This is a genomic window from Vibrio sp. 10N.222.54.A3, assembly GCF_041474095.1.
GTDB lineage: Bacteria > Pseudomonadota > Gammaproteobacteria > Enterobacterales > Vibrionaceae > Vibrio > Vibrio crassostreae_C.
This window is the reverse complement of the sequence record NZ_JBFRTN010000125.1, coordinates 1-11,271: the sequence shown is the minus strand read 5'-3', so window position 1 is coordinate 11,271 and position 11,271 is coordinate 1. Positions and strand designations below refer to the sequence as shown.

Below are 11,271 nucleotides of genomic sequence, written 5' to 3'. Positions count from 1 at the left end.
CCTCAGGTCGCACGGACATTTCTGAGTTAGCACTTTTGCTAAATTAGGGAAAGACGAATTAACTGAAGTATGGCAAACGCTGGTTTAGCTTGTCTCTAGAACAATTATTGGCGACCATAGCTAGTTATCCAACGGCCATTCACGAGTTTCAATCAACCCTTGCTCAAGCAAGTTGTCGCGAAGCTGGTGAATCCTGACTTTTAGCTCATCACGTATTAATCGAATCGCTGGAGAGATCAACTGACGACTCGGTAATATCAGCCACATTTCGGTCAGTGGTATATCGCTATTAACTAATATCCTCTCTAATCGGCCCGCGAGTAAATCTTCACCGACATCAATAGCGGATTTCTTCGCTATCCCCACCCCATCAATACACCACCGACGAACAATATCACCATCATTCACAGCTCGATCACTGTTCATTTTTATTCTGTATTTTTGATCACCATGATAAAGATCCCAACCGTCGTGCACGACTTCGTACAGTTTGTAGAGCAAGGCTTTATGTTGATATAAATCATCAGGAACCAAAGGTCGACCATGATTTTCAATATAATCAGGAGAAGCGCATAGAACATGAGGGATATCGCAGATCTTAAATCCATACAAGTTGGATTCTTGCGCGGCACCTTTAGTCATAGCTCGTAACGCCACATCGACCCCATCGCGGTAAAAATCGGTTCGGCTATCACTCACATGGAGCCTCAATGACAGGTCTTGATGCTTGTCCATTACATCATTAAGCAAAACGCGCATCAGGTTGCGCCCCATCTCAGAAGACACCGCGATACGAACTTCCCCACTGATGGATTGCTGCTCTTCATTGACCAACACCTGCCCTTGTTGCAACAAATCCAATGCTTGTTGGCACAAAGGTAGATACCGCTCACCCTCTGGGGTCATGCGCATCTTTCGCGTCGTTCGAACAAATAACTCGGCTCCTAACTCTTGCTCTATCCGTTTTAATGACACACTTGCAGCAGAAGAGCTCATATCAAGTTGATTCGCCGCGGCTGTAATCGATTGAAGCTCAGCAACTTTCAACAAAACCTGTAAATCTGAAATTTTCATCACTATACTCTTCACTACTCGAATGGTCAGTTTTATTATCCACGATTTAAGGAAAGTGTATTAAAGATTAGCCCGTTTATCGAATGAATAATTTTGAATATTATTAATCTCAAGCAAATACAGCAGAGACATTACTATGAAATCATTATTTAAAGCATCGACATTAGCACTAGCCGCAACGCTACTTACTACACCTTCTTTTGCCGATGAAGGTTCTTCAAAAGTTGTCGCGGTAAACGATATTGAGTGGGGTTATCTAAACCCTTTGCGCGGCGTACTTAGCCCGGGAGCTGCGGACCTTTGGGGTGACCGTACAACGGATACCGCAACAGGTATGTTGGTACGCTTTAACAAGGGTTTTGAGTCACCACCGCACATTCATAACATCACGTACCGCGGTGTGGTCATTGAAGGTCAAATGCATAATGACGATCCAACATCAGAAAAGATGTGGATGCCAACAGGCTCGTTCTGGACGCAACCAGCAGGTGAAGACCACACCACTGCCGCAAACGGTGAAACAAACCTAATCTACCTTGAGATTGATGCGGGTCCATATCTAGTTCAACCATCTGAAGAGAAGTTCGATAATGGCGAACGTCCTCTAAACTTGCATAAAGACAATATCGTGTGGCTAAACAGCAGTGATCTTCACGATATCAAAGTAGACGGTGTTCAATCAACGTATGTTTGGGGTAGCACTTCTGACATGGGTGGTTCAATGATCAAACTGCCTGCCGGCTTTGAAGGAAAAATCACCACGGACGCAAGTGAGTTCCGCGCCGTTGTGATTGCAGGCTCGATTGAGTACAACTCAAAAGAACAAAGCAGCAATCTTACTTTAAACCCGGGAAGCTACGTGGAATCTGAGGGCAAGTTCTCTCATAACATCACCAACACGGGGGACTCTGAGGCAACAATCTACATCCGTACTAACAGCAAGTACCAAGTGAAATAAGCCCTAGCTCGCTTTGTCCCTCGCCATCGGCTTAATCCCCCTTAAACCGGTGGCAATTTCCATCGACGCGCAAATCTGTGCAGCACAAGGGTTATGTACAATACAAAGGTTAATATATGAAACACATATTGTTCATCGCTTCTTTTATCATGGTGACATTCAGCTCTGCCTCTTTTGCAGCAAACCAAGTGCGCGATGAAAATACGGTAGAAATTGAGTGGCTTGATCTGATCCCAGAAAGCGAACGTGCACGCGTCAGCGATGAAACCCTTGCTGCCCTTGACCATAGTGCGAATGTTGCTCAGCAGGCTCTAGTGGGAAGTGTTCGTCCAGAACTGAATGGCAGCAACGTCAAAATACCGGGTTTCGTGATTCCATTAGAAGGGGACTCAGAGTCAATCTCTGAGTTTCTTTTGGTTCCCTTTTATGGTGCGTGTATTCACGTTCCACCACCACCTCCAAACCAGATTATTTACGTCAAGTTTGAAGAAGGGACTCCAACTAAAGACCTTTGGGATATCGTTTACATCACAGGAACCTTGAAAACAGAAACAGTAATTTCTGATGACATAGGGGTCGAGTCAGGCTATTCCATTGAAGGTGCGAGCTTAGAGATATATAACAAAGTGTGATCTAGTAAAACTAGAGACTCTATAGGGCTGCGGGTGACCCAAACCAATGATCTGGTAGTGAACAACTAAGGAAAGAGCCATTTGGTTAGCCCGCACTTCACTAGACACTGCACTGGTTAGAAAATGTAGGCCAAATGGCTAGCCTTGAAGTGTGACAGACATGCATCCCGAATTGGAATGGGGCAAAAATAAGTTAGAGGTCCTATTGCTTCACTGGCATCAAAAACAAGCCCCCCCAAAAAAGCATCAAACTAATTCCAACCACCGCATAAATATCAGTTTTGCCCGAGTCTAACCAACACAACGCGCGCCCAACGACATCATTAGCGCCATACTCGACACACAAAAAAGCGCGAGAGACGGATGTCATTCTCGCGCTTTTTTAGAACCGTATAACTTGAAGTTTACGGTTAGATCTTAGCTGTAAACGTACGGCTAATTACATCCTGTTGCTGCTCACGTGTTAGCGAGTTGAATCGCACAGCGTAACCCGACACTCGGATGGTTAACTGTGGGTATTTTTCTGGATGTTCAACGGCATCCAACAACATGTCACGGTTAAGCACGTTAACGTTGAGATGCTGCCCACCCTCAACACGAATCGATCCTCCATTTTCCTCATGGTGGAAGTAACCATCCATTAGTGCTGCTAGGTTCACTTTTTGGCTTAGGTCATCTTTACCTAGTGCATTTGGTACGATTGAGAAGGTGTAAGAAATACCATCTTTAGCGAATTCAAACGGCAGTTTGGCAACTGAAGAAAGTGAAGCAACCGCACCTTTCTCGTCACGACCGTGCATTGGGTTTGCGCCCGGGCCAAATGGCATACCTGCGCGGCGACCATCTGGTGTGTTACCGGTTTTTTTACCATATACAACGTTTGAAGTAATCGTAAGGATAGATTGAGTTGGAACCGCTTCACGGTAGGTGTTCATTTTCTGAATTTTTTTCATAAAACGTTCAACCAAATCACAAGCAATATCATCAACACGTGAATCGTTGTTGCCGAATTTTGGATATTCACCTTCAATCTCAAAGTCGACAGCGATGCCATCTTCGTTACGTACTGGTGTTACCTTCGCGTATTTGATAGCCGCTAACGAGTCAGCAACAACCGACAGCCCTGCAATACCACAAGCCATTGTGCGATGAACATCGCGATCCATCAATGCCATTAACGATGCTTCATAGCTGTAACGGTCATGCGAGTAATGGATCACGTTCAGCGCAGTGACGTATTGCGTTGCAAGCCAATCCATCATGTCATCAAAGCGTGGCATTAAGCGGTCAAAATCGAGAACTTCATCTTCGATACGAGCAACTTGAGGACCAACCTGCATGTTAGATTTTTCATCAACACCACCGTTAATGGTGTAAAGCAACGCTTTAGCAAGGTTTGCACGAGCACCAAAGAACTGCATATGTTGGCCAACCACCTGTGGGCTCACACAACACGCAATCGCGTAATCGTCATTATCAAAATCCGCACGCATTAGATCATCGTTCTCATACTGAAGTGATGAGGTTTCGATAGACACTTTAGCCGCGTATTGTTTAAACGCGATAGGCAGTTGTTCAGACCATAGAACCGTCATGTTCGGCTCTGGCGCTGGGCCCATCGTGTGCAATGTGTGCAAGTAGCGGAAAGTCGTTTTGCTAACAAGAGTACGACCATCAACGCCCATACCAGCCATTGCTTCTGTTGCCCAAATTGGGTCGCCAGAGAACAATGAATCGTATTCAGGAGTGCGAAGGAAACGAACCATACGAAGCTTCATGATGAAATGGTCAATCAACTCTTGCGCTTGTTTTTCATCAATCAGACCAAGTTTAAGGTCTCGTTCGATGTAAACATCTAGGAAGGTTGATGTGCGGCCTAGCGACATCGCAGCACCATTTTGAGACTTAACCGCAGCTAAGTAACCAAAATAGGTAAATTGGATTGCTTCTTGCGCAGTTCGAGCAGGAGAAGACATATCAATGCCGTACTTCAAACCCATTTCTCGCATTTCATCAAGGGCACGAATTTGATCAGTAAGCTCTTCACGTAGACGCAATGTCTTATCTAAATCACCACCCGTTTCAAGCATCTTCTGAGTCGATTTGAATTGCTCATTTTTGTCTAATTTTAGGAAGTCGATACCGTACAAAGCAAGACGACGGTAGTCGCCGATAATGCGTCCACGACCATAAGCATCTGGCAAACCAGTAATAATACCAGAACGGCGACATGCTTTAATTTCATCGGTATAAAGATCGAACGCTACTTGGTTATGCGTTTTGCGGTATTCAGTGAAGATCTTTTCGATTTGTGGCTCTAATTCACGACCGTACACTTCGCACGACGTTTTCACCATTCGAATACCGCCATTAGCGATGATGCCGCGTTTCAGTGGTTTATCGGTTTGTAGACCCACGATTTTTTCGAGGTTTTTTACAATGTAACCGGCATCGTGTGAGCTGATAGTGGAAACGATATCAGTATCAAAATCGACAGGGGCATGAGTGCGGCTTTCTTCTTTAATACCCTCTAGCACCGATTCCCATAGCTGTGTCGTCGAGTCCGACACGTCCGCAAGAAAAGATTCATCACCTTCATAAGGGGTGTAGTTTCGCTGAATAAAATCACGTGCATTAACGGATGTTTGCCACTCGCCAGCTTGAAATCCCGCCCAAGCTTCCATCATATCGGTTGTCGGAATAGTCATAATGACCTCCTAAGTTATTGATAAACAGACAATATCGATGATTATTTATAATCATTGGTTTCTGCTGGCTATACTAAACCGACCAATCTATGAGTAAAGTGAGCTGTTTTCATAAAATACATGCACAAAATGCATTTATTGAAATTACTATTTTATATTCAATACCTTAAGTTGAAGGTTAACTACTCTAGATTCCAATTAGTTTGTTCCTTCAGAAGTAGGAAATAGACTCTTAGTGACTCACCGACGTTGAAAACAGGTTGATGATCACCACACCAGACAGAATCAAAGCGATGCCAATGATCGCGTAGATGTCTAGCTTTTGCCCGTAGACCAACCAAGACAACGCCGCGACCAACACTATCCCTGCCCCACACCAAATCGCATAGGCGACACCCAAAGACATGGTTTGAACCGTGAGAGACAACAGATAAAAAGCAAAGCCATAACCGACGAGTACTGCGGCGGTAGCAGGAAGGGAAGTAAATTGCTGCGTTTTAGGCAATAGAGAAGTCGCGACAACTTCAAGCACGATGGCGAGTGACAGCATCACTGGAGGCGGAAGAGATAAAAGCATGTTTGAGTCCACAACATTAAATACGGCGCTCAGAATATTGTAGTTTTATTTCCAATTCATGCGATTTTCAGTAAGCAATTATTATGAAGTGCCTTAAAAATTCTTAAATGTGACTTTCGGTTAACACGAGGAACCTAAATGCTCTATTATTACAAATAAGTAATAATCATTTTCTATTTAAGGGGATTATCAAAACATGCACTCACACCTATACTAGCTCCAACAAAACGAGAGAGCGGAAACAATTAAGCTCAACTACGCTTAACGGGTTGAATTTAATTGCACAGTTATCCGCTGTACTGACATATAGGAAACATCCAATGACAATCGAAATTAAACCTGGTCAAACGCATATCAAATCAAAAGCAATGGTTGCATGGGCAGCTGGAGAGCCACTAAAAATGGAAGAAGTTGATGTACAACTTCCTAAAGCTGGTGAGGTTCTAGTTCGCATCGTTGCTACTGGTGTTTGTCACACTGACGCATTCACATTATCAGGTGACGATCCAGAAGGTATCTTCCCTTCAATTCTTGGTCACGAAGGTGGCGGCATCGTTGAGATGATCGGCGAAGGCGTTACAAGTGTTGAGATTGGCGACCACGTTATCCCACTTTACACAGCTGAATGTGGCGAATGTAAGTTCTGTAAATCTGGTAAAACTAACCTATGCCAAGCCGTTCGTGAAACGCAAGGTAAAGGCCTAATGCCAGACGGTACAAGCCGCTTCTCTATCAATGGCGAAACAATTTTCCATTACATGGGTTGCTCTACTTTCTCTGAGTACACAGTACTTCCAGAAATCTCTCTAGCGAAAGTAAGCAAAGAAGCACCACTTGAAGAAGTTTGTCTTCTAGGTTGTGGCGTAACAACCGGTATGGGCGCTGTACTAAATACAGCTAAAGTTGAAAAAGGCGACAACGTTGCTGTATTCGGCCTAGGTGGTATCGGTCTATCTGCAATCATTGGTGCTCGCATGGCTGGTGCTGACCGCATCATCGGTGTTGATATCAACGAGAGCAAATTCGAGCTAGCAAAACAGCTTGGCGCGACAGACTGCATCAACCCAACTAAATTCGACAAGCCAATCCAAGACGTTATCGTAGAGATGACAGACGGTGGTGTTGAGTACTCTTTCGAGTGTATCGGTAACGTAAACGTGATGCGTCAAGCACTTGAGTGCTGTCACAAAGGTTGGGGCGAATCAGTCATCATTGGTGTTGCAGGTGCAGGTCAAGAGATCTCAACTCGTCCATTCCAACTAGTAACTGGTCGTGTATGGCGTGGTTCTGCTTTCGGTGGTGTTAAAGGCCGCTCTGAGCTTCCAGAAATCGTTAACCGTTACATGGCGGGTGAGTTTGGTCTTCAAGAGTTCATCACTCACACAATGGGTCTGCAAGACGTAAACGAAGCATTCGACCTAATGCACAAAGGTGAATCTATCCGTACTGTTCTACATATGGATAAATAATTCTCCTTGGTCTCGGCACTTAGGTGTCGAGACCACAGTTCTGACTTAAACATCAGAGCGAAACTGTCTTCACCACCTCCTGCCCGGTGGGTGGTGAAACTTTAAATGATATAGACATGTTATTCCCCAAAACCATCAACCTAACGGAGCACAATAGATGACAATCGAAAACATTAGCCAAGCAAAGGTTGCTGGTGGTTGGCACAAACAATACACCCACTTTTCTGCAACGCTTGACTGCAACATGCGTTTTGCGATTTTCTTGCCACCTAACGCAAGCAAAGAAAACCCAGTTCCTGTTTTGTATTGGTTATCAGGCTTAACCTGTACCGATGAAAACTTCATGCAAAAAGCCGGCGCGTTCAAAGCTGCGGCTGAGCAAGGCATTGCTATTGTTGCACCTGATACAAGCCCGCGCGGCGAAGGCGTTGCCGACAATGAAAGCTACGATCTCGGCCAAGGTGCAGGCTTCTATGTGAATGCCACTCAAGCACCATGGGACAGCCATTACCACATGTACGATTACGTGGTAACAGAGCTTCCAGCATTGATTGAATCTTTCTTCCCTGTGACTTCGGTGAAATCGATTTCTGGCCACAGCATGGGCGGACACGGTGCCCTAACGATTGGCATCAAAAACGAAGATAGCTACCGTTCTATCTCCGCATTCAGCCCAATCACCAACTCAATGCAATGCCCTTGGGGACAAAAAGCATTCAACCAATATCTAGGCTTAGATATTGAAGAGTGGAAGCACTACGATGCTTCTGAGCTTCTAAAAACCAAAGGCACTAAGCTGCCAATGTTGGTTGACCAAGGCGAAGCCGATAACTTCCTGATTGAGCAGCTTAAACCTGAGCAATTAGTCGAAGCGGCTAAGGTAACCAATGCCGATTTAGAGCTACGTATGCAGCCAGGTTACGACCACAGCTACTACTTCATCTCTAGCTTTATTGATGAACACATTGAGTTCCATGCTGCTTACTTAAACAAGTAGCCAGATGAATTTAGCCCGCACTTTGTAAACGCAAGGTGCGGGCTTTTTTATGCCTACTGATTTTATAACGGTTGCTTTTATAACTGCTTAATACGCTGCTTTAACGCTTCTAAATCTATATCATTGCCAACAATTCGTAATCGAACATACTCTTCAGTCATCGCGTCGCACGTAATAGCAAAATCGACACCCGAACATGTCTTAATACCGATACTCTCAAATAGCTTTGAAAGGTGAGTTCCTCTCTTTTTCAACAACATAATGGGCGTCGATATTGACGTGCCAACCACCTCAATATTGTTCTCAGACAACAAGCCGATCATTTGCTGCTTAAAGTATTCAGTTTTGCTGCGGTTCATTTCTACGAAGTGTTTTGCATTGGGTAAGGTCGCCGATGCGATTTTTATTGAGGGGTAAGTCGGCGTAAACACACTCACCGCAGCTTCGATTGCAGAAGTCAGGTTTTCACTGCTGGCTAAGTAACCGAGTCGAATCCCAGCGAGCCCTAAACCTTTAGAAAAGGTTCGTAAAACTATTAAGTTGTCCAAGACTAAGGTCTGATCGAGCATAGACTGCTCAGGGGTCAGGGATTCACCATATGCCTCGTCGACAATCAAAATAGCGCCAGAACGCTCACATACTCTCGCTATCTCGACCAGATAAGCTCTGTCGTAGATTCGACCCGTTGGGTTGTTGGGATTATCGATATACACCAAGGCAGGATTTTGACTGCTTATTTTTGATGCCAACACACCGAACAGATCCGACTCGTTTTGATAATCAAACATGTTGATGGACTGGTACTTCCCGCCCACCAAAGTGAACTCTGATACTGCTTCAACAAACTGAGGGCCAATGCCTATCATGGTGCGATTGTTGTGATCGATAAGTTTATTGAAGATAAGTTCTAGCGCCCCAAGAGAGCCCGTGGTGTACGTAATACGACAATCTTCAATCCCAATAAACTGGCGAGTCAGATAAGTCAGCTCCGAAAGCTCCCTGTGGCAATAGTACTTATCAATACCGTAGATAATATCTTTGATCACATGTTCAGGAATTTCTGGTGCGCCAAATGGATTGGAGCCAAGTGAACAATCGATACGAAATGAGTGATCGACATAAGAATGGTATTCGCCACTTAACCGTGGATTTAAATGCATAAGAAAACGCTCAAAAAATATTCATGCGCTATTCTTATCGTACTGAATTTTATCTATATAGGTCATTTCGCGACAGTTCTTCGCCTTGTTTCGAGAGACTGGTCAAAAACCAAGATTGGTTCAAATAACGAATTCTCTTAAGCCATAATCAAGAGTTAAGCACTCGTGTTTACATTTCGAGTTAACCGAACCGCTTTCTTTGCGCTAGATTAAGCTGAGATAAGATAGGGTAATAACAGAGCTTGCATCTTTACTCTCCCTAGTTACCATAGCCCCATTAACATCCCCCATATTTTGAAGGTTGCTATGAAAGCAATTAAGACTCTTTTCTTCCTGATGGTTTTATTGAGCGGTCTGTTTACCGCTTGGCTGTTTATTCCAATTCCAGCGACCATGGACAAGCAAACGCTCGACGTTCCATTAACGGAACCATTCAAGCTTGTTGCGTATCGCAGCAACCCGAATGATGCGAGCAAGCCGCTGACTTACCACTACTATGTGATTTCAGATGTGGTTGGTGTAGACGACATGGACCCATTCCTGATTACCACGGACCAGTTCGTGAAGCTTGGCGAATTCGACGAGAACACATTCAACCTTACGGTTAACGGCAAGATTGATAGCTACACCAACGATTTGTGGATCAAGAAATCTGATGGCAAGCTTCAACACTGGTACGTGAGTATTAACGCGAACTATATTCGTTAAAATCGAACTGCAATAAACCTCATTTTAAAACTGCGCTTTGGCTTCCAAGCGCAGTTTTTGTTTCTAGCAACACCCTCCACTTATCCCGACCCGTTCGACATAAACTGCATTGCCTACTTTTGATTCACTGCTGCCCTTGCTCTCAAGGTGTTATAAGCTCTTTAGATACGATAAGCTCAGACCATGCTCGACGCCCAATAAATCAAAATAATAAAGGATCACCCGTGGAATTTACGCTCGACAAATTTAACGGCATCATCATTGACCCAGCAACAGCCCCTCACGATGTTGACTCATTCAATGCCGAACTCAGCGAGATCACCGAATTTTCAAAGCAGAATAGCAAAGGCATTATTTGGATTAGCTTACCTATTTCACTCTCGCACCTTATTCCGGTGGCGACTGAGCTTGGCTTTGTGTTTCACAACTGCTTAGAAGACGAGATTACGCTGATCCACAAATCCGAGATTGTAGAGTTTGTGCCTTTCATTCCGACCCACACCTTGGGTGCTGGTGCGTTAATCACTAACGAACACAATCAAGTTCTGATGATCAAAGAGCACGGCATGACGGGTTACAAATTACCGGGCGGTCATATTGAGTTGGGTGAAGGCATTGAAGAATCCGTGGTTCGAGAAACCTTAGAAGAGACTGGCATCGAAGCCACGTTCGTTTCAGTGGTTGGCATGGCGACGAGACACCCGTATCAATTCGGAAAGTCTAACCTCTACTTTGTTTGTCACCTTATCGCTCAAACTCAAGAGATTGCGATTCAAGACACAGATGAAATTGCAGAAGCTAAATGGATTGATGTTGAAGAGTACATTAACAACCCCGACAGCTACCCGTTCAACCGCCAGTTAGTCGGCTCTTTGATAGGCAAACAAGGATTAGAACTTACCCAACTAGAAGGCAACTATGGCCCGAACCATAAGCCAGAGATCTTCTTTTCGAAAAACTAAAGCGATTCAAAATCGAGTAGGAGGAG

The 11,271-nt window shown here is 44.4% G+C and carries 10 protein-coding genes; 6 read left to right on the top strand and 4 right to left on the bottom strand.

Going from position 1 to position 11,271, the window contains the following annotated elements:
- Nucleotides 1-120: 120 nt before the first annotated feature.
- Nucleotides 121-1,074 carry a LysR family transcriptional regulator gene (locus AB4507_RS21145; protein ID WP_102320871.1) on the bottom strand — a complete coding sequence of 318 codons (954 nt, stop codon included), beginning with the start codon at nt 1,072-1,074 and terminating at the stop codon, nt 121-123.
- Nucleotides 1,075-1,210: 136 nt separating this feature from the next.
- Between AB4507_RS21145 and AB4507_RS21140 the strand changes: the two genes are divergently transcribed.
- Both AB4507_RS21140 and AB4507_RS21135 read left to right on the top strand, forming a co-directional pair.
- On the top strand, nt 1,211-2,032 hold the full coding sequence (locus AB4507_RS21140; RefSeq protein WP_102320870.1) for a DUF4437 domain-containing protein: 822 nt from the start codon (nt 1,211-1,213) through the stop codon (nt 2,030-2,032).
- Nucleotides 2,033-2,148: 116 nt separating this feature from the next.
- Complete coding sequence (locus tag AB4507_RS21135; RefSeq protein ID WP_372183281.1) at nt 2,149-2,664, top strand: DUF3299 domain-containing protein; 516 nt, start codon at nt 2,149-2,151, stop codon at nt 2,662-2,664.
- Nucleotides 2,665-3,074: 410 nt separating this feature from the next.
- On the opposite strand, the gene pflB is transcribed toward AB4507_RS21135, so the two are convergent.
- On the bottom strand, nt 3,075-5,372 hold the full coding sequence (gene pflB / locus AB4507_RS21130) for a formate C-acetyltransferase (RefSeq protein WP_372183279.1): 2,298 nt from the start codon (nt 5,370-5,372) through the stop codon (nt 3,075-3,077).
- A 232-nt stretch (nt 5,373-5,604) separates the two neighbouring features.
- Entirely contained in the window at nt 5,605-5,949 is a 345-nt protein-coding gene (locus tag AB4507_RS21125) for a multidrug efflux SMR transporter (protein ID WP_017069768.1), read from the bottom strand.
- A 320-nt stretch (nt 5,950-6,269) separates the two neighbouring features.
- On the opposite strand from AB4507_RS21125, the gene AB4507_RS21120 reads away from it, so the two are divergent.
- Both AB4507_RS21120 and fghA read left to right on the top strand, forming a co-directional pair.
- Complete coding sequence (locus AB4507_RS21120; protein ID WP_012601124.1) at nt 6,270-7,418, top strand: S-(hydroxymethyl)glutathione dehydrogenase/class III alcohol dehydrogenase; 1,149 nt, start codon at nt 6,270-6,272, stop codon at nt 7,416-7,418.
- A 157-nt stretch (nt 7,419-7,575) separates the two neighbouring features.
- The gene (gene fghA / locus AB4507_RS21115; protein WP_372183278.1) at nt 7,576-8,415 is read left to right on the top strand and encodes an S-formylglutathione hydrolase; all 840 of its coding nucleotides are present in this window, start codon (nt 7,576-7,578) and stop codon (nt 8,413-8,415) included.
- Between the two features lie 77 nt (nt 8,416-8,492).
- Here fghA and AB4507_RS21110 read toward each other — a convergent pair whose 3' ends face one another.
- Nucleotides 8,493-9,575, bottom strand: coding sequence for a pyridoxal phosphate-dependent aminotransferase (locus AB4507_RS21110; RefSeq protein ID WP_372183277.1), 1,083 nt, complete (start codon nt 9,573-9,575; stop codon nt 8,493-8,495).
- Nucleotides 9,576-9,881: 306 nt separating this feature from the next.
- On the opposite strand from AB4507_RS21110, the gene AB4507_RS21105 reads away from it, so the two are divergent.
- Entirely contained in the window at nt 9,882-10,283 is a 402-nt protein-coding gene (locus AB4507_RS21105; protein ID WP_017061631.1) for a hypothetical protein, read from the top strand.
- Nucleotides 10,284-10,507: 224 nt separating this feature from the next.
- Nucleotides 10,508-11,245: an NUDIX domain-containing protein gene (locus AB4507_RS21100; protein ID WP_372116700.1), complete on the top strand. Its 738-nt coding sequence runs from the start codon at nt 10,508-10,510 to the stop codon at nt 11,243-11,245.
- Nucleotides 11,246-11,271 lie beyond the last annotated feature (26 nt).

What these genes read in the sequence shown, in the direction of transcription:
- AB4507_RS21120 (WP_012601124.1), top strand. Translation starts at nt 6,270, where the DNA reads ATGACAATCGAAATTAAACCTGGTCAAACGCATATCAAATCAAAAGCA.
- pflB (WP_372183279.1), bottom strand. Translation starts at nt 5,372, where the DNA reads ATGACTATTCCGACAACCGATATGATGGAAGCTTGGGCGGGATTTCAA.
- AB4507_RS21110 (WP_372183277.1), bottom strand. Translation starts at nt 9,575, where the DNA reads ATGCATTTAAATCCACGGTTAAGTGGCGAATACCATTCTTATGTCGAT.
- AB4507_RS21125 (WP_017069768.1), bottom strand. Translation starts at nt 5,949, where the DNA reads ATGCTTTTATCTCTTCCGCCTCCAGTGATGCTGTCACTCGCCATCGTG.
- AB4507_RS21135 (WP_372183281.1), top strand. Translation starts at nt 2,149, where the DNA reads ATGAAACACATATTGTTCATCGCTTCTTTTATCATGGTGACATTCAGC.
- fghA (WP_372183278.1), top strand. Translation starts at nt 7,576, where the DNA reads ATGACAATCGAAAACATTAGCCAAGCAAAGGTTGCTGGTGGTTGGCAC.
- AB4507_RS21145 (WP_102320871.1), bottom strand. Translation starts at nt 1,074, where the DNA reads ATGAAAATTTCAGATTTACAGGTTTTGTTGAAAGTTGCTGAGCTTCAA.
- AB4507_RS21140 (WP_102320870.1), top strand. Translation starts at nt 1,211, where the DNA reads ATGAAATCATTATTTAAAGCATCGACATTAGCACTAGCCGCAACGCTA.
- AB4507_RS21105 (WP_017061631.1), top strand. Translation starts at nt 9,882, where the DNA reads ATGAAAGCAATTAAGACTCTTTTCTTCCTGATGGTTTTATTGAGCGGT.